The organism is Bradyrhizobium sp. WBOS08, assembly GCF_024585125.1.
GTDB lineage: Bacteria > Pseudomonadota > Alphaproteobacteria > Rhizobiales > Xanthobacteraceae > Bradyrhizobium > Bradyrhizobium japonicum_B.
Window position 1 is genome coordinate 1,276,735 of record NZ_CP028988.1, and the last position, 17,304, is coordinate 1,294,038.

At 65.4% G+C, this 17,304-nt stretch carries 22 protein-coding genes; 6 read left to right on the forward strand and 16 right to left on the reverse strand.

Annotation, left to right across the window (positions count from 1 at the left end):
- The first annotated feature begins 5 nt into the window (after nt 1-5).
- From DCM80_RS06240 to DCM80_RS06260, 5 genes are all read left to right on the forward strand, one after another.
- Nucleotides 6-1,292: an NAD(P)/FAD-dependent oxidoreductase gene (locus tag DCM80_RS06240; RefSeq protein ID WP_257196197.1), complete on the forward strand. Its 1,287-nt coding sequence runs from the start codon at nt 6-8 to the stop codon at nt 1,290-1,292.
- Nucleotides 1,289-1,732 (forward strand): thioredoxin TrxC, encoded by a 444-nt coding sequence (gene trxC, locus DCM80_RS06245; protein WP_257196198.1) that lies wholly within the window; start codon nt 1,289-1,291, stop codon nt 1,730-1,732. Before DCM80_RS06240 ends, trxC begins: the two co-directional genes overlap by 4 nt.
- A gap of 28 nt (nt 1,733-1,760) precedes the next feature.
- Complete coding sequence (locus DCM80_RS06250) at nt 1,761-1,964, forward strand: DUF2892 domain-containing protein (protein WP_011088520.1); 204 nt, start codon at nt 1,761-1,763, stop codon at nt 1,962-1,964.
- A 37-nt stretch (nt 1,965-2,001) separates the two neighbouring features.
- The gene (ccoG, locus tag DCM80_RS06255; protein ID WP_257196199.1) at nt 2,002-3,441 is read left to right on the forward strand and encodes a cytochrome c oxidase accessory protein CcoG; all 1,440 of its coding nucleotides are present in this window, start codon (nt 2,002-2,004) and stop codon (nt 3,439-3,441) included.
- 150 nt (nt 3,442-3,591) lie between these two features.
- The gene (locus DCM80_RS06260; RefSeq protein ID WP_257196200.1) at nt 3,592-4,797 is read left to right on the forward strand and encodes a GNAT family N-acetyltransferase; all 1,206 of its coding nucleotides are present in this window, start codon (nt 3,592-3,594) and stop codon (nt 4,795-4,797) included.
- On the opposite strand, the gene DCM80_RS06265 is transcribed toward DCM80_RS06260, so the two are convergent.
- The 16 genes from DCM80_RS06265 to DCM80_RS06340 form a co-directional block, all read right to left on the reverse strand.
- On the reverse strand, nt 4,760-4,966 hold the full coding sequence (locus DCM80_RS06265) for a type II toxin-antitoxin system HicA family toxin (RefSeq protein ID WP_257196201.1): 207 nt from the start codon (nt 4,964-4,966) through the stop codon (nt 4,760-4,762). The two genes, DCM80_RS06260 and DCM80_RS06265, sit on opposite strands and share 38 nt — an antisense overlap.
- Nucleotides 4,963-5,166 (reverse strand): type II toxin-antitoxin system HicB family antitoxin, encoded by a 204-nt coding sequence (locus tag DCM80_RS06270; protein ID WP_257196202.1) that lies wholly within the window; start codon nt 5,164-5,166, stop codon nt 4,963-4,965. The genes DCM80_RS06265 and DCM80_RS06270 overlap by 4 nt, the downstream gene beginning before the upstream one ends.
- 57 nt (nt 5,167-5,223) lie before the next feature.
- The gene (locus DCM80_RS06275) at nt 5,224-5,889 is read right to left on the reverse strand and encodes a DsbA family oxidoreductase (protein WP_257196203.1); all 666 of its coding nucleotides are present in this window, start codon (nt 5,887-5,889) and stop codon (nt 5,224-5,226) included.
- A gap of 164 nt (nt 5,890-6,053) precedes the next feature.
- Entirely contained in the window at nt 6,054-6,875 is an 822-nt protein-coding gene (locus DCM80_RS06280; RefSeq protein WP_257196204.1) for a helix-turn-helix domain-containing protein, read from the reverse strand.
- 100 nt (nt 6,876-6,975) lie between these two features.
- Complete coding sequence (locus DCM80_RS06285) at nt 6,976-8,067, reverse strand: YeeE/YedE family protein (protein ID WP_257196205.1); 1,092 nt, start codon at nt 8,065-8,067, stop codon at nt 6,976-6,978.
- 94 nt (nt 8,068-8,161) lie between these two features.
- The gene (locus DCM80_RS06290) at nt 8,162-8,605 is read right to left on the reverse strand and encodes a DsrE family protein (RefSeq protein ID WP_257196206.1); all 444 of its coding nucleotides are present in this window, start codon (nt 8,603-8,605) and stop codon (nt 8,162-8,164) included.
- Nucleotides 8,606-8,615: 10 nt separating this feature from the next.
- Nucleotides 8,616-9,518 carry an alpha/beta hydrolase gene (locus DCM80_RS06295; protein ID WP_257196207.1) on the reverse strand — a complete coding sequence of 301 codons (903 nt, stop codon included), beginning with the start codon at nt 9,516-9,518 and terminating at the stop codon, nt 8,616-8,618.
- Between the two features lie 12 nt (nt 9,519-9,530).
- On the reverse strand, nt 9,531-9,965 hold the full coding sequence (locus DCM80_RS06300; protein WP_373569408.1) for a hypothetical protein: 435 nt from the start codon (nt 9,963-9,965) through the stop codon (nt 9,531-9,533).
- 26 nt (nt 9,966-9,991) lie between these two features.
- On the reverse strand, nt 9,992-10,684 hold the full coding sequence (locus DCM80_RS06305; protein WP_257196208.1) for a c-type cytochrome: 693 nt from the start codon (nt 10,682-10,684) through the stop codon (nt 9,992-9,994).
- Entirely contained in the window at nt 10,668-11,939 is a 1,272-nt protein-coding gene (gene soxC, locus DCM80_RS06310) for a sulfite dehydrogenase (protein WP_257196209.1), read from the reverse strand. Before soxC ends, DCM80_RS06305 begins: the two co-directional genes overlap by 17 nt.
- A gap of 6 nt (nt 11,940-11,945) precedes the next feature.
- Complete coding sequence (gene soxB / locus DCM80_RS06315) at nt 11,946-13,637, reverse strand: thiosulfohydrolase SoxB (protein WP_257196210.1); 1,692 nt, start codon at nt 13,635-13,637, stop codon at nt 11,946-11,948.
- 27 nt (nt 13,638-13,664) lie between these two features.
- Nucleotides 13,665-14,486 carry a sulfur oxidation c-type cytochrome SoxA gene (gene soxA / locus DCM80_RS06320; RefSeq protein WP_257196211.1) on the reverse strand — a complete coding sequence of 274 codons (822 nt, stop codon included), beginning with the start codon at nt 14,484-14,486 and terminating at the stop codon, nt 13,665-13,667.
- A gap of 28 nt (nt 14,487-14,514) precedes the next feature.
- Nucleotides 14,515-14,841 carry a thiosulfate oxidation carrier complex protein SoxZ gene (soxZ, locus tag DCM80_RS06325; protein ID WP_257196212.1) on the reverse strand — a complete coding sequence of 109 codons (327 nt, stop codon included), beginning with the start codon at nt 14,839-14,841 and terminating at the stop codon, nt 14,515-14,517.
- Nucleotides 14,842-14,859: 18 nt separating this feature from the next.
- Nucleotides 14,860-15,312 (reverse strand): thiosulfate oxidation carrier protein SoxY, encoded by a 453-nt coding sequence (gene soxY / locus DCM80_RS06330; protein ID WP_257196213.1) that lies wholly within the window; start codon nt 15,310-15,312, stop codon nt 14,860-14,862.
- An 18-nt stretch (nt 15,313-15,330) separates the two neighbouring features.
- A complete protein-coding gene (gene soxX / locus DCM80_RS06335) occupies nt 15,331-15,774 on the reverse strand; it encodes a sulfur oxidation c-type cytochrome SoxX (RefSeq protein ID WP_257197881.1) in 444 nt (147 codons plus the stop codon).
- A gap of 131 nt (nt 15,775-15,905) precedes the next feature.
- Nucleotides 15,906-16,487, reverse strand: a complete 582-nt coding sequence (locus DCM80_RS06340) for a thioredoxin family protein (protein WP_257196214.1) — start codon at nt 16,485-16,487, stop codon at nt 15,906-15,908.
- An 87-nt stretch (nt 16,488-16,574) separates the two neighbouring features.
- On the opposite strand from DCM80_RS06340, the gene DCM80_RS06345 reads away from it, so the two are divergent.
- Entirely contained in the window at nt 16,575-17,294 is a 720-nt protein-coding gene (locus DCM80_RS06345) for a hypothetical protein (RefSeq protein WP_257196215.1), read from the forward strand.
- The last annotated feature ends 10 nt before the right edge of the window (nt 17,295-17,304 follow it).

Consider the following 17,304-nt stretch of genomic DNA (forward strand, 5'->3'; position numbering starts at 1 on the left):
TACCCATGGCGGAAGTTGTCGTAATCGGAGCCGGTCTGAGCGGAACGCTGATGGCCTATGAATTGCTGCCCCAGTTGCGAAAGGAGGATCGCGTCAGCGTCATCTCGCAAGGCGCGGTCTATCATTTCGTGCCCTCGAATCCCTGGGTGGCCGTCGGCTGGCGCAAGCGCGAGGAGATCGAGATCGATCTCGCTGATGTCATGAAGCGCAAGGGCGTGCGGCTGCTGACGCAGGGCGCAAAGCGCGTCCACCCCGGGGAGAATCGTGTCGAGCTCGGCGACGGCACGTCGATCGACTATGATTATCTGGTCGTCGCGACCGGCCCCGAGCTCGCGTTCGATGAGATTCCGGGTCTCGGGCCGCAGGGCCATACCCAGTCGATCTGCCACGTCGATCACGCCGCGCATGCCCGTGACGCCTTCGAGAAGCTCGCAGCCAACCCCGGCCCGGTCGTAATCGGCGCTGTTCAGGGCGCGTCCTGCTTCGGTCCCGCTTACGAGTTCCTCTTCATCCTGGAGACCGAGCTGCGCCGGCGCAAGCTGCGCGACCGGGTGCCGATGACCTTCGTCACCTCGGAGCCCTATATCGGCCATCTCGGTCTCGACGGCGTCGGCGACACCAAAGGTCTGCTTGAAAGCGAGATGCGGGAGAAGCACATCAAGTGGATCACCAATGCCCGCGTCGACAATGTCGCCCCCGGCTTGATGACGGTGGAAGAGTTTTCCGACAACGGCACGTCCCGCAAGGCTCACGAGCTGCCATTCGCCTATTCGATGATGTTGCCCGCCTTTCGCGGCGTCGAGGCGGTGCGCGGCATCGAGAAGCTGACCAATCCGCGCGGCTTCGTCATCGTCGACAAGCACCAGCAGAACCCGGCCTTCCCCAACATCTTTGCAGTCGGCGTCTGCGTGGCGATCGCGCCGCTCGGCGCGACACCGGTTCCGGTCGGCGTGCCCAAGACCGGCTTCATGATCGAATCCATGGTGACGGCGACCGCGATCAACATCGGTGCCTTGCTCCGTGGCAAGGCGCCGACGGCGCAGCCAACCTGGAACGCGATCTGCCTCGCCGATTTCGGCGATTCCGGCGTCGCCTTCCTCGCGCAGCCGCAGATTCCGCCGCGCAACGTCAATTGGTCCTCAAAGGGCGAATGGGTGCACTTCGCCAAGGTCGCTTTCGAGAAATACTTCCTGCGCAAGATGCGGCGCGGCGAGAGTGAGCCGTTCTACGAGCGCTTCCTGCTCGACCGGCTGAACATCGCCAAGATCAAGGAGGTCCGAACCGGCACATGAGCACGACACGCCAGATCGTCTGCGGACATTGCGGGCGTATCAACCGCCTGCCCGCCGGGCGCGCACCGGAAGGTGCGCGCTGCGGCGCCTGTCACCAGCCGATGTTCACGGGCCAACCGATCGAGGTGGACGAAGCCGCCTTCGGCCGTCATGTCGCCAGCAACGACATTCCCGTGCTCGTCGACGTCTGGGCACCATGGTGCGGACCCTGCCGCGCCATGGCCCCGATGTTCGCACGCGCGGCGCAACAGCTCGAGCCCGGCGTCCGGCTGTTGAAGCTGAATTCGGACAATGCACCAGCCCTGTCGTCGCAGCTCAACATCAGCGGCATTCCGACGCTGCTGCTGATGCGCGGCGGCCGGGAGATCGCCCGCCATTCCGGCGCGATGGATGCGCGCAGCATCGTCGCCTGGACCGAAGCCAACTTGACCCGTTCGTAACGTCGCAAGATCAAAAAAGGAGCCTGCCATGAATGTCGATAAAGCCGTCCTCGCGTTTGCGGGGTTCGTCGTCCTGCTCGGTCTCGCGCTGGGCACCTATGTGAATGCCTACTGGTACCTGCTGACGGCCTTCGCCGGGCTCAACATGCTGCAGGCCTCGTTCACGGGCTTCTGCCCCGCCGCCATCGTGTTCAAGAAGCTGGGCCTGAGCAGCGGCTGCGCGTTCTCCTGAACGTGCGGACGCAGCCTGTCATGCGGGGGAATTTGCCATGACCGACGACACCTTCATCGAGGGGCCTCTCTACGAGAAGCGAAGAAAGGTCTATCCGCAGTCGGTCCATGGGCCGTTCCGCCGCATCAAATGGGCGATCCTCTGCGTCACGCTCGGGGTCTACTATCTCCTGCCGTTCGTGCGCTGGAATAGAGGCCCCGGGCTGCCCGATCAGGCCGTGCTGATCGATCTGCCGCATCGCCGCTTCTATTTCTTCTTCATCGAGCTGTGGCCGCAGGAGGTGTATTATTTCACCGGCCTGCTCATCCTCGCCGCAATGATGCTTTTCCTGATGAACGCGGTCGCGGGACGGCTGTGGTGCGGCTATCTCTGCCCACAGACGGTGTGGACCGACCTGTTCTACGCCGTCGAGCGCTGGGTCGAGGGCGACCGCCGCGAGCGCATGCAGGGCGACAAGCACTACTGGACGTTCGACCACATCCGAAAGGTCGCGCTGAAGCATTTCCTCTGGATCATGATCGCCTGGTGGACCGGCGGCGCCTGGGTGCTCTATTTCGACGATGCGCCGACGCTGGTGAAGGAGCTCGCGACCTTCCAGGCCCCGTTCATCGCCTATCTCTGGATCGGCATCCTGACTGCGACGACCTACGTCTTCGCTGGCCATGCCCGTGAGCAGATGTGCATCTACATGTGCCCGTGGCCGCGCATCCAGGCGGCCTTGACCGACGAATGGGCACTCAACGTCACCTATCGACGCGACCGCGGCGAGCCGCGCATGTCGGTGAAGAAGGCGGAAGCTGCCCGTGCGCAGGGTGGCCCCGCCGGCGACTGCGTCGACTGCCACCAGTGCATCAATGTCTGCCCGACCGGCGTCGACATCCGACACGGCATCCAGCTCGGCTGCATCCAGTGCGGCCTGTGCATCGACGCCTGCGACAACGTCATGCGCGAGATCGGACGTCCGCAAGGGCTGATCGGCTACGACACCGACATCAACATGCAGCGCCGGCGCGAGGGCAAGCCGCCGATCTATCGCATCGTCCGTCCGCGCACGGTAATCTACACCGCAGCGATCGCCATTGTCGGCAGCATCATGCTGTACACGCTCGCCACGCGCGCGACCATGGACGTCAACGTGCTGCACGAGCGCAATCCGCTGTTCGTCCAGCTGTCGGATGGCGGGGTCCGCAACGACTACACTGTGCGCATTCTCAACAAGGGCGCACAGCGATCGTTTGCAATCGAGGTCTCCGGGCTGCCCGGCGCGACCATTCGCGTTGCCGGCATCGAGGCCGCTCCCGGCGCCAAGCCCGTCGTCGAGGTCGGGCAGGACCAGACCCGCGAGGTCCGGCTGTCGGTGCAGGTCGGGCCCGCCGACCTGCCGAAGACCTCGCGCGACCTCGAGGTCACCATCACCGATACCGCCGGCGGCGGCCGGGCAAGCGCCCGCGACCATTTCTTGCCGGGCGACAAGTAGGGTCTTCATTGAGCATCCGGCAACGGATGCTCAATGAGACGTTAACATTACCGTTCGAATTGAAACGGCGCGCCAACGGTATTTTCCAATCTTTGCGCTAAGCATGGCCCCGTGACGCGGCACTTGCCCGCGTGAACGGGACGAGGGGACGTGGTCGACATCGCGCAGCAGGCGGCGATTCATCCGGCATCCGCAAAGGATGCCATGGCGGCGCGCGTCCCGCTCGTTGCGATCGACGCCGGTCAATGGCGCGCACTGGCGCAGCGAACGGTCGAGCCGAACGGATATTACCTGCCCGCCTGGGAGCTCGCCGTCAGCGCCACCGCGCGGAGCCGCACCAACGCCTCGGCATTGCCTGCATTCGACGGCTCTTCGACGCGGCTGATCGGCCTGATGCCCGTGATCTCGTTGTGGCGAGCCTGGAGAATCCCCCTACCCGCGCTGGTGAGCGCGCATCCCTACGGCACGTTGTGCAGCCCGCTGATCGATCGCGACGCTCCGATCGCGGCAGCCACGCAGCTGTTGCAGCAGGCGCGCAAGGCCGGTGCGCACGCGCTCGTGCTGAACGACGTCGCGCTCGATGGCGCCGCGATGCAGGCGCTCGAGCAAGCTTCGAGCCGCGACGGCCTGAAGCCGCGCATCCTGTCCTCCTATCTCCGCGCCAGCCTCGATGCGACGCAGGACGACGAAACACTGTTGCGCGACGCGCTCGGAGCGAAGAAGCTCAAGGAGCTGCGCCGCCTGCGCCATCGCCTCGAAGAGCACGGCCCCGTTACGTTCGAGGTCGCACGCCGGCCCGACGAGATCGCGCCGGCGCTCGAGACGTTCCTGCAGCTCGAAGCCAGCGGCTGGAAAGGCAAGCGCGGCACCGCGCTGGTCCAGCATGCCGGCGATGCGGCCTTCATTCGCCGCGCCGTGCCGGCGCTGGCGGAGACCGCGCAATGCGAGATCATCACGCTTCGCGCCGGCACGATGCCGGTCGCGGCCGGCATCGTGCTGCGCCACCAGGATCGCGCCTTCTTCTTCAAGCTCGGCATCGACGAGCGCTTTGCCAGATATTCGCCGGGCGTGCAGCTCACGCTCGAGCTCACCCGTCATCTCTGCGCCGATCCCGCCATCGCCAGCGCCGATTCCACCGCGAGCGCCGACCATCCCATGATCAACCCAATCTGGCGGGGACGTTTCGCGGTCGGCGACGTGCTGATCCCGCTGCGGCGGTATGATCCGGTCGTCGCGCTCATTCACGGAGCACTGGTGGCGCATGGCTTCATGCACGAAGCCGCCCGGCGTGTCGTTCACTTGATCCGGAAGCGGCGAGCTACAGATCTGCGTCCGAAAGATCCGCCATCTTCATGAGATGACGCAGCAGCCCGGTCTTTAACGGCTTGCTGCCGTGGATCGGTATGGAAAGACGCACGATACTATCCGCCTTGCCATAGATGTGGTGGCTTCCGCTGACTCGAAGTAAACTCCAGCCATGGCGCTCAACAATTCGCGCGAGCTCCCGGCCGGAGACAGACTTCATACAGGCAATTCAAAAATCCGCTCGATGCCGCCTGGCTCCGGCGCTGCGACCTCGACGGAGAGGCACCCCTCGATCGCATCGCGAAGATTGGCCATGAGCTCATCCATGGTGTCGCCTTCAGTGGCACACCCAGGAATCGCCGGGACCTCGGCCCAAAAGCCCCCCTCTTCAGCTTCGTGCACAACGATCTTGATCTTCATGACGACCTCGTATTCCGGATAGTCGCCCAAGCTGCCGACATATTCAACCTCGGAACACTATTCCGCCGCCTGCGCGTTGATCTCCGCCGAGACCTGGCGGATGGCGCGGGCGAGCAGGTTCGGATCCTGCGCGCCGGAGACCGCGTATTTCTGCGCGAAGACGTAGGTCGGCACGCCGGAGATGCCCTTCTCGGCGGCCTCCTGGGCGTCCGCCGAGACGCGCGCGACGTCCTCGTCGGTGGCGAGGCGCCTGCGCACGTCCTCGGCATCGAGGCCGATATCGGCGGCCGCCTGCACCAGCACGTTCACGTCGGTGAGATCGCCGCCGTCGCGGAAATACAGCTCCATCAGGCGCTGCTTCATCTCGGGCGCCTTGCCGATCGCCTCTGCCCACAGGATGAGACGATGGCAGTCGGTGGTGTTGGGTTGACGCGCGACCAGCTCGGGCTTGTAGACGAGGCCCTCCTCGCTTGCGGCCGCAACGACGCGCCCGGCAATGCCCTTGTAGGCTTCGACCGAGCCGAACTTCTGGGTGAGATAGGCCTCGCGGCTGATGCCCTCGCGCGGCACCCAGGGATTGAGGAAGAAGGGGCGGAAATTGAGCTTGACCGGGACGTCGGGCACCAGCGCCAGCGCGCTCTCGATCCGGTGCTTGCCGATATAGCACCAGGGGCACACCACGTCGGAAACGACGTCGATCTGGAGCGGTTTCAGCGTGCTCATGTCAGGCGCCTCCTTCGGGCGGGTCACGGGTTCGCCGGAAGATAAGCCGAACTGGAGGAGGCGCAAGGCACCGATCCCGCATGGCTCGGGACTGCACCTCTGCGGGATGGCTCCGGCCCGCCGGGATACTCGCGGCCAGGGGCGGCTACCGTCTGTAAACGCCGCTATGACAGCCCGGCCGCCATCTGCTTCAGCCGTTCGGCGGTGCGCTCGTCCGCCGGGAAGAAGGTTTCCAGCGCCAGCTCCGACAGCGTGATGTCGACCGGCGTGCCGAACACCATGGTGGTGGAGAAGAAGCTCAGGATCTCGCCCTGGTGGCGCAGCTTGAAGGGGATCGCGACATTGTCGCTCGACAGCGGCCCCGCGCGCGCCGGGATCGGATAGCTCTTGAGGTCGCTATAGAGCTTTATCAGCTCGGGGTCCGCGGTCGCCTCGCATTGCCGGTGCAGCCGCTCCAGGAGGTGCCCGCACCATTCCGCGAGGTTGACCGTGCGCGGTGCCAGCGCCTCGGGATGGAAGGCGAGCCGCAGCACGTTCAAGGGCTGGCCGAGTAGCCGCTGGGGAATGCCGTCGAGCAGCGGCGCCACCATGCAGTTGGCCGACACCAGGTTCCAGTGCCGGTCCACGGCCAGCGCCGGATTGGGCTCATGGGCTTTGAGCACGAGATCGATCGCCTGGCGGGCTGATTTCAAGGCAGGATCCTCCAGGGGCCGCTGCTGGAAGGCCGGCGCATAGCCGGCCGCGACCAGCAGCACGTTGCGTTCGCGCAAGGGCACGTCGAGGCGTTCGGCGAGCCTCAGCACCATGTCGCGCGAGGGCGCCGCGCGGCCGGTCTCGACGAAGCTCAGGTGACGCGCCGAGATTTCGGCCTCGCCCGCGAGATCGAGCTGGCTCATGCGGCGGCGCTGCCGCCATTCGCGCAAATGGTCGCCGATATGGACTGGTTGGCTGCGCTCGGTACGTGCCGTGGATGCATGTGCGTTCATGACCGAAAATCTAGCATGCAGGTGCCGGCCCTTCCATTACCTGCGAGGTCATGATTCCGTCCCCTTGTAACTCGGACGCGCCCATCCCCTATGCAGTAACTCAGGTGCCCGGCGCCGGCGAGCCCGCCGCGGGTCGGGCTTGCGGCATGCCGGCGCGGTCGACGATCAAATCCGTGAGCCCCGCCCCCAGCCACATGCCGCCGAGCACGAGCCAGGCGGTGAGCGCGAAGACCGAGGCGCCGGTCACGCCGGCGCCGACCGCGCAGCCGCCGGCGAGCATGGCGCCGAATCCCATCAGCACCGCGCCGAGCAGGTAACGGCGCATGCCGAGCCCGTCCGAGAATCCTTCCAGCTTCAGCTCACCCGTATACGCTGCCGCGGCGAACGAGCCGAGGAACACGCCTGGAATGATGCCGAGGTCGAAGCCGAGCCGCAGCTGCGAGCTGTTCAGGACCAGCATCAGCAGTTCGGCCGACGGTCCGCTGAAGGTGAGGCTCTTCAACGTCACCGGCGCGAACGAGGCCTGCGACAGCTGGTAGGTGAAGAGCCAGCCGGCGACGACGGCCGCTCCGGCTGCGAGCGCGGCAAGGATCAGCCGGCGCGACAGCCGGCTGCGAAAGGCGAAGGACAGGCCCGCAATCAGCCACACGCTGCCGAAGGCGAGCTTCTCGGGCGTGCCTGCGCCGAACATCGCCATGATGTCGCGCGACGGGCCGCCGTCGACCAGCCACAGATTGGTCACCCACTCGCGCGCGGGCGACAGCAAGCCGCGATAGGACGCCTGAGCGGTGACCGCGAACACCAGGCCCGACAGCAGCGCCCTGAGATTGCCGTTGGCCGAGAGCACGAGCAGCCGGCTGGCGCAGCCGCGAGCCAGGATCATGCCGCAGCCGAACATCACCCCGCCGGCCAACGCACCGGAGATGCTGCCCTGCTGCGCGAGCTGGCGCGCCTCGGAGACGTCGAGCCAGCCCAGCGCGACCAAGCCTTGCGTGCCCAGCAGCGCGGCGGCAAAGGTCAACAGCCACACCGCAAGGCGCGGCCCACCCTCGCCACGGGAGAATTCGACGGCGGCCGCGCGCAGGCAGAAGCGGCTGCGCTGGGCGAAGAATCCAAAGAGACCGCCGACCAGGAGGCCGCCCAGCCATGACAGCCGGTCCTCTCCCATGAGATCGATGAGTGTCGTCAGCACGGCCGCCTCGGAATGCCCTGAACATGCCAATCTATCGCGAGGTGCGGCCGCTCTGTATGAGCGAGATCAAGCCCAGGGCGCAGCCCACGCCCGCTCAGGGACGCAGATAGGCAAATCCCTGCTGTTGCAGCTCCGCAAGCCGCACCACGCCGCCCTTCTCGGCGACGACGAAGCCGGGCGTGAGGTCGTCCAGCTTGACGCCCTGCGCCTTCATCGTGTTGGCGCAAGCGTCGAAGCCGACGCCGGCAGCGACGAGCTTCGTCATCATCGCAACGGTGTGATCCTGGGCCGCAAGCGCGTGGAAGGCCCGCAGCGCCGGCCCATGTACGACCAGCCTGATGTCGGCCTTGCCGGGCCCACCGACGCCGTCGACATGGTTCTGGAGATTGCCCAGAACGAAGACGACACGATCGGCATCGGCGAGATGATAGACCACGCGCTGCCGCGCGGGCGTTTCCGTCGCCGCGGACGCCTGGCGCACCGCGAAGATGCCGAATAGTCCGGCAAGGCCGGCGCGAAGCATGGATCGACGCTGCATAGCCTCCCTCCTATCGTGTCTGCTTGATGAACTCGGCGATGCGATCGGCGACGTCTTCCGCGAACAGGTCGCGGAAGAAATGATCGGCATCCTCGATTGTGTCGAGCTGAACCCTGCCGCCGCTCGAAGCGGCCAGTGGGGCGAAGGACGCGGCCACATCAGGCACGACCGTGTCCTTGGTCGCGGCGAGCACCAGCACCGGCAGCTTCGCGCGGGTCACGAGGGCGGCCGTGTCCTGGCCGGCATCGGCGGCATAGAAAGACGCGAAGGCCCGCGCGCTGACCACGGCGTTGCGGCAATAGATGAACCCGGGCACATCCAGCCACTCCCCGCCGCGCCCGGCCGCGACCGCCTTCGTCGCCCCCTCCAGCAACGGCGCGAGCGGCTTGCCGTAGGTCTTCGCGTAGGCGGCGCGCAAATCGGCCTCCGCCTTTGCGGTCACGGGCGCCAGCAGCACCGCACCCGCCACTGGCGTCTCGCTTGCCGCGAGATAGCGCGCGACCTGGTTGCCGCCGCGCGAATGCCCGAACGCGAAGGCGAGCCGGGACACGCCTCTTGCCCGCGCAACCCAGGCGCCGATCTCGGCGATCGCATCCTCGGCGACATAATCATGTCGCACCGCGCAATCATACATGCCCTTGCGGCGATCGGCTCCCAGCGACAGCGTATGCGCGAGCGAGGCGATGCCGCGCTGCTCCAGCGCCTTGGCAATACCTTGAACGACCTCCATGTCCTTGTGCGCAAGCGTGCCGTGGGTCATCACGACGAGCGGTGTATCCGGCCCCATCGAGGCTGGTGTGCGCAGCGTTGCGAGCGTCGTGCGACCTGCGACCGACAGTTCGAGTTCCTGCTCGGCAGCGCTCGCCGGGCCAGCGAGCGCGAGCAAGACCGTCAGTCCCATCAACCATCGCATCGTCGGCTCTCCTCACGGCCGGACAATCGTCCAGTTCTTTTCGGCAAGATCCATCAGCGCGGCAACCCCGACCTGGGCGACGCTGACGCCTTCGAGCAGCGGAGGCCGCCTGCCCTCCTTCGCCGCCAGCGTCTCCAGCGTGTTGCCGCAGGCGATGAAGCTCACATTGGGCATCGATTTCAGGAAGTTCAACAGGCGCTCCCTCACCGGCGAACGATCCTCGAGCAGCATGTCGAGGCCGCCATTGAAGGCGACCACTGCGATCTCGACGTCCTCGCCCTGTCCGGAATAATGCCGCGAGACGTTGGCGGCGACATCGAGGACGGCGCGCATCTTGGCCGGGTCGTCGTCGCTGATCTGCAGCGCGAGCCTGTGAGGCTCAGCGGCCTCGGCCGCGGCCGGAAAGATTGCGATGAGCGAGCCGGCAGCGAGAGCCGCATGCAGCAGCGTGCGGCGGCTCGCCCGGCCGTGTCTCACTCCTCGCCCCGCGACTTCTTCTCCTTGCCGTCCTCGGGCGTCACGTCGATGGCGGCAGCGCGCCCGGTGATCTTCACCGGGGCGATGCAGTTCTTCATGCAGGGGTCCTTCTGCCAGAACGACTTCTCGCTGCTGGCGCGATCGTCCATCACGAAGCCCTGCTCGTTCGGCATCTTGATCGTGGCAAGGGTCTTCTTGTTCAGCTCGAGATTCTGATCGGTGACCACGTCGTTCAGATAGAGGACGTAGGCGACCAGCGCATAATATTCGTCGACGGACAGCGACCCCGTGTTGCCATAGGGCATGGCGTGCCTGACGTAGTCGAACACGGTGGATGCGTAGGGCCAGTAGGAGCCCACCGTCTTGACCGGATTGTCGCTCGTGAGCGAGCCCTTCCCGCCGGCCAGCACAGGCCAGCGGCCGCTGCCCTCGCCGAACTCGCCGTGGCAGCTCGCGCAATTGTCCATGAACAGCTTCTCGCCCTGGGCGGCGGTGCCCTTGCCTTCCGGCAGGCCCTGGCCGTCGGGCCGCACGTCGATGTCCCAGCCGCGGATCTCGTCTGCGGTCGGCGCGCGGCCGATGTGATAGCGCGGCCCGCCCTTGGCATCCGCCTTTTGCTGCGCGAGCGCCGGCGTGCTCAGCGCGCAGGCGAGCAGCGCGGCCGTGATGAGCTTAAGCGACTTCGACATTCTCGACCTCACCATTGGCCTGCACATGCCAGGTCTGGATGCCATTGTTGTGATAGATGGAGTTGACGCCGCGGATCTTGCGCAGCTCGGCCTTGCTCGGCTGCACGTATCCGGTTTCGTCCTGCACGCGCGATTGCAGCAGCAACGGCTCGCCGTTCCAGTCGAATTCGTAGTAGAAGCGCGTCAATGCCTTGTCGAGCACGGGCCCGTCGAGCCGCGCCGGCCACCAATTGCGGCCGCCGTCGAGCGACACGTCCACGCGCTTGACCTTGCCGTTGCCGCTCCAGGCAAGCCCCGAGACGATGGTAAAGCCCTTGCCGTGCCTGATCGGCGCCTGCGGGCTCGGGCTCGTGATCACGGACTTCGCATCCATCGACCAGGTGAAACGGCGCGCCTTGCCGTTCGGCATCAGGTCCGTGTATTTCGACGTCTCCTCGCGGGTATGCCAGGGCTGGTCACCGACCTTGATGCGGCGCAGCCACTTGACCCAGAGATTGCCCTGCCAACCCGGCACCACGAGGCGCATCGGATAGCCCTGCTCGGGATAGAGCGCCTCGCCGTTCATCTTGTAGGCGATGATGCAGTCGTCGAGGGCCTTCTCGATCGGCAGGCTGCGGTCCATCGCGGCGGCATCGGCGCCCTCGACCAGCAGCCACTTTCCGTTGGTCTTGACGCCGGCTTCCTCCAGCAGCGTACGCAGCGACACGCCGGTGTACTGCACGCAGTGGATCATGCCGTGGGTGAACTGGCAGCCATTGAGCTGGGCGCCGCGCCATTCCATGCCGGAATTCGCCGCGCATTCCATGAAGTGGATGCGATTGACGCGCGGATAGCGCTTCAGCTCCTCCAGCGTGAGGATCAATGGACGCTCCACGAGTCCGTGGATCATCAGGCGATGATCAGCCGGATCGACCTCGGCAATACCGCCGTGGTGCCGCTCGAAGCAGAGCCCGTTCGGGGTGATGATGCCTTCGAGCTCGTGCAGCGGCGTGAAGCTCACCGAGGACTCGCGCGAGGCGGTCAGCCATTCGACGTCGCGCCGCACCACGTCCTTCTCGAATTTCGACGGCTTGCCATACGGACGCACGGCGACGCCCTCGCCCAGCGATCTGGTCCATTCCGGCACGTTGGGCGGCTGATTGGCGGGATTGCCGCCGCCCGCAAGAGCGGGCTTGGCGAGCACCGATGCGGCAACACCGGCCCCAGCGGCCAGGAAGTTGCGTCGGGATTGCCGGGAACTGTCCATCTTCGACATCGCTTCTCACGCTCCGGTAACTTTGACGGCCCGGTTGGGTTCGAGCCGAACGGTTTTCTGTCGCGTCAGGTAGTTCGCGACGACGTCCCAGATCCGCGGCCCTTCGGTTCCTTCGTTAACGCTGGCCCAGCCCGCGACCTGGTATTCCCTGGCGGGATCGATCGGTGCGCCGGTCTTGACCATCTGCATGTCCGAGATGCGCTGCCCCTGCGGCTTGGCGACGTCTATGGCATAGGACAGTCCGCCGATCCGCACCATGTCGCCGCCCTGCTGGTAGTAGGGATCGACGTTGAAGAGATTGTCGGCGACATCCTCGATGATCTCCTTCAGCCGCGCGCCGGTCATGCCCATGCGGTAGACCGCGGGATAGGTGATCGCGGTTGCGTTGGTGACGTCCTCGAAGGTGATGTCCTGCCCCGGCAGCACGCTGGTCCCCCAGCGGAAGCCGGGCGACAGCGCGATCTCGGCGTCGCGCTCCTGCAGCAGCGCCTGGCAGATCAGATCGTCGAACGTGCCGTTGAAATTGCCGCGCCGGTAGAGCAGCGAGTCGGTCCTGCCGAGCACCTTGGCGAGATCGGACGCGAACGGCTTACGCACCTCGGCGATCCTGGCCGCCATCTCGGCGTCCGCCGCGATCACGTCGGAGAACAGCGGAATGAGCTTGTACCTGTAAGCTTTCACCTCGCCGTCGCGGACGTCGAGATCGAGCCGCGAGACGAACTTTCCGGACGAGCCCGACGCGATCAGCAGGGTCTTGCCGACCTTGACGGCCTCGGGCAGCGCGTCATGGGTATGTCCGGTCAGGATGACGTCGATGCCCTTGACACGGCTCGCGAGCTTGCGGTCGACGTCGAAGCCGTTGTGGGAGAGCAGCACGACGAGTTGTGCGCCGCCCTTGCGCGCCTTGTCGACCTGCGCCTGCACGTCCTCCTCGCGCACGCCGAACGACCAGGTCGGAATCATCCAGCGCGGATTGGCGACCGGCGTATAAGGGAAGGCCTGGCCCAGCACCGCGATCTTGACGCCGCCGCGCTCGATCATGGTCGAGGCCTCGAACGCGGCCTCGTTCCATTCGGTGTCGCGGATATTGAGGCCGAGGAACGGGAAGCCGAGGCCGTCGATGGCCTGCTTGACCCGCTCGGTGCCGTAGGTGAACTCCCAATGGCCGGTCATGGCATCTGGTTTCAGCAGCGCCATGCAGTCAATCATGTCCTGGCCGCGCGTCTTCAGCGACGACCACGAGCCCTGCCAGGTGTCGCCGCCGTCGAGCAGCGCGACCTTGTCGCCGCGCTCGGCGCGGATCGACTTGATCACGGTCGCGGCGCGATCGAGGCCGCCGATCCGGCCATAGCTCTTGGCCAGTGCCTCGAAATCCTCTGACGTCAGGGCGTAGGCCGCCGACGAGCCGGGCGCGATCCCGAAGCGCGTCAAGAACTCCTTGCCCGTGACGTGTGGCGGAAGGCCCTTGGCCTCGCCCACTCCGAGATTGGTCGAGGGCTCGCGGAAATAGAGCGGCATCAGCTGGCCGTGGATATCGGTCACGTGCACCAGCGTGACATTGCCGAGCGGCTCGAATGCCAGCAATTCCTTCTCGGTCAGGCGCTGCTGCGCGACCGCCCGGGTCAGACCGGAGCCGACACCGCTCGAGAGGGCCGCCGTTGCCGCGGCGACCTGAATGAACTCGCGGCGAGAGATCATGCGCAAGACTCCTGCAAGTTCATCGTTTCAGTTGCGCACCGACGGCGTCTCGACCGGCAACCCGATGCCGCGCCAGGCCACATAGAGCTCGAGCGCGAGGAACTCGTCCGAGAGCGGCTTGAACGGCTCGGCGCGGACGTCGAACATGCAGCCTTCGAAACGCTCATGCAGCGGCACCAGACGCTGGTCGCGCAGCCGATAGGTCGGAAAGCCGTTGGTCTGGCCCTGGCTCAGGAAATCGGCGCGCATGAACTTGCCGTTGTTGCGCTCGTGGCAGGACTCGCAGGCCAGATCGAGCTGGCCGTAGCGCGTGTAATAGATCTGCTTGCCGCGCTCGAACCAGGGCGACATCGGCCCGTCGGTCTTCACCGCGACCTTCATGCCGTGCGACTGGTAGCGCACGAAGGCGGTCATGTCGGTCAGCTCCCGGGATTTGAATTTCCAGGGCTCCGCCTTCATCTGCTCGCTGCGGCAGATGTTGATGCGCTGCTCGAGATTGACCGGCTTCTTCAGCTTGTCGTCCCATTTCGGCATGGCGGCGCCGACGCCCTTCATGCTGGTCGCGGCCTCGCCGTGGCAGCTCATGCACGACTTGCCCTCGCTGCCCTCGACCTTCTTCCAGGCCTCCGCCGCGCGCTCCACAGCGAGGAACCCCGGATTTTCCAGATCGTCGTCCTGCAGCGCACGGGTCTCCTTGCTGCGGAACTCGTAGCCGGAAATGATGGTCTTGAAGACGTGGCCGGGCGGCGCCGCGATGCCCTTGCGCTCGGCCTCCTCCGCGGAAGCGAGCGTTGCAACCGATGCAGCGGCCACGATCGCAGCGGCCAACCCTGTGTATCGTGGCGCCATTCGAGCCTCCCTCAATGCGCGATGCGCATCATGCCTTGAGCGCGATCTTCTCTTCGGCCGTGATCACCGTGCCGTCGTCGTCCGTCCAGGAAAACTTGAACGTGCCGGCCTCGTCGATCCTGGCGTCGAACTGGATGTAGGGGTTGGCCGAGATCGCCGGCTCCAGCGCACAGCCGAACACCGGCTTGCCGTTGAACTCGCAGGCGAACCTGTTGATGATCCTGCGCGGAATGGGCTTGCCCTGCGCATCCTTGCGCTGGCCCGATTCCATCACGTGCGAAACCAGGGTCTTGATCTGGATGATCTCACCCTTGGCGGCTTCCTTCGGAAGCTTGATGCGCGGTTTTTCTGCCATCTGTCTTCTCCTGAGCCCTTAGCCGCCGCAGCCGCCGATGGTGACCTTGACGGTCTTCTGCTCCGTGAACAGCGAACCGTCGCTCATCTTCGCGATCGCAACCACGTTCTGCGTGGACGCGAGCCGGATCCGGATCGAGGCTTCCGCCTTGCCCGACAGCGGCGTGAACGACAGCGTCGCCACGCCCGCATTCGGGTTGCCGTCCGCGATGATCAGAACGTCCTTGACGTGGGAGTCCGCGGTCATCGGGCTCTCGATGTTGATCGACAGCGGCACAGTGTTGCCGTTCTCCGCGATTTCCGGCAGATCGAGCGAAATCTTGCCCTTGGCCGGCTGCTTGCCGCCGGTGAACTTCTCGATCCACTTCGCCGCGTCGTTCGAGACCTCGGCATCGGCTGCCATGGGCATCAGGGTCAGCATGACGAAGCCGCCCCCCAGCGCAAATGCCTGCCGTCGATTGATGGCTTTCATTCCTGATCCTCCTCGCCGTCAGTTCAGCGTCTTGAGAAAAGCGATGACGTCCTCGACCTGCGCGGCCGTCAGAATGGACTTGCCGACGAACTCCGGCCGCACCCGGCTGAGCCCATCGTTCTTGAAGAACGCGGGCATAACCGTGCCGGTGAAAATGCGCTTGGGGTCGGCGATGATGAGGCGCAATTGCGCCTCGCTGTAGCGGCCGGCGACACCGTCGAGCGACGGGCCGAACTCGCCATGGAATTCCTGGGATTTCAGGCTGGTGACCTGATGGCAGGCCAGGCAATTGCCGAGCGTGCGCGTCAGGAAAACCTTCTTGCCGGCGGCGGCGTCGCCGGGCGCGCCGGTCAGTGATTTCGGCAGAGAATCATCGACGACGTCGAGTTTGATCGGCTCCTGCGCACAGGCGCTTCCGATCGTGAGACACCAAGCAAACGCAGCCGCAAGCAAGCGCCGCATGTTTCCTACCCCAGGGATGGCGAGGTGACGCCCGCCTCGTTCATGACGAATCCAACGATCCATCACATTCATTTATTATGATATGATCATGTCTTTGACGGCGTCAAGACATATTTGCGCGCGGCGTCGGACTAGCCGCTTGTGGCGAGGAAGTCTTTGAACGAGCCGCGCTCATAGGCGCGCTCCCGCACGAAACGAAACATCGCGAGGAAATGCGGCGGCTTCAGATAGCCGGGCGCCCGCGCGACTTCTCGCGCCATCGGCTCCCGCTTCTCGATGCCGCTGGATGTTGGCGGAAAGAACTGGAACGTCGGGGTGAACCTGATCGCGTATTTCTGGGCAAGGTCCTTCTCGGACAGCTCCTGACGGTCGAAATCCGTCACCTTGCGGGATCCGATCAGATTGAGCTGGAGAACCTCGAAATTGTCGCGGATGTAATTCGCAATGCCGGCATCGGCGAAATTCACCAGATGCGTTTCGCGGCAATAGGGACAACCGCGCAGCTCCCACATGATGGCGAGGCGCTTGCCGCTGGCGGCTGAACTATCGAGATCCTCGCGCAGATCGAGAAAGCTCTGCAGAAACCAGGGCTCGTGATAGAGCCCGTCATCTCCCAGCGCGGGTTCGGCCACGGCCACGCGGCAGCTTGCGGCAATCGCCGCCCCCGGAGCCAGTGCCAGAAGATCTCGCCGCGTCGGCCTGAGGAGATGCATCGGGAATTTCAACCTTGGACAACATTGCGGGTCGAAGCAGGTCTATTATAGTATTCGAATACTCGAATGTAACAAGGGTTTCCCATCTTGCGCTGCATCATCGTGCTGTTGACGTGGCTGGCCTCCGGAGCGCTCGCGCTTGGCGCCGAGGGCGACCGCGCGAAAGACTTCGCAGCGGCCATGCAGCCGATCGGGGCCAATCTGCGCAGCGCCGCGAGCTATGCGCGGACCGGAAACATTGCGCTGGCTCAGATGGAGATCGAAGAGGCCACAGCGACCTGGAAGCAGCTCGCGACAAATGCGCCCTCTCCCAGCCCCGCTTACACGCCTGCCGCGCTGACGGAATTTCTCGGCCGCGGCGGCGAACGGCTTGGCGCGGTCGCGCGCGCGCTCGATGGCGGAGACGTTGTCGCCGCCGGACGAGAGCTGCTCCTGCTCCGCCGGTCGTTCCACGACCTCAGGCGTCGATCCGGCCTCTACGATCTTGCCGATTGCGTCTTCGAGATCGCACCCGCGATGGACAGACTGCGGGTTGCGGCCACGCACTATACCGAGCACCCTGCCCCGGCACAGGCCGAGGATACCATCGCCAGCGCAAGCGCGTTGCGCGACCGTCTGCAACGCTGCAACGATTGGGCCCGGGCGGACGTTGCTGAAACAAGCGAGTTCCGTCGGCTGATCGACGGTGCGATCGCCAGCAGCACCGAGATCTCCCGTGCGGCGATGGCCGGCGACGGGCCGCTGGTCCATCGCTACCTGATCGAGCTGCAATCTTACGCGCAGCTGCTCGATTTCCGCTTCGGCTGAAACCGTGCTG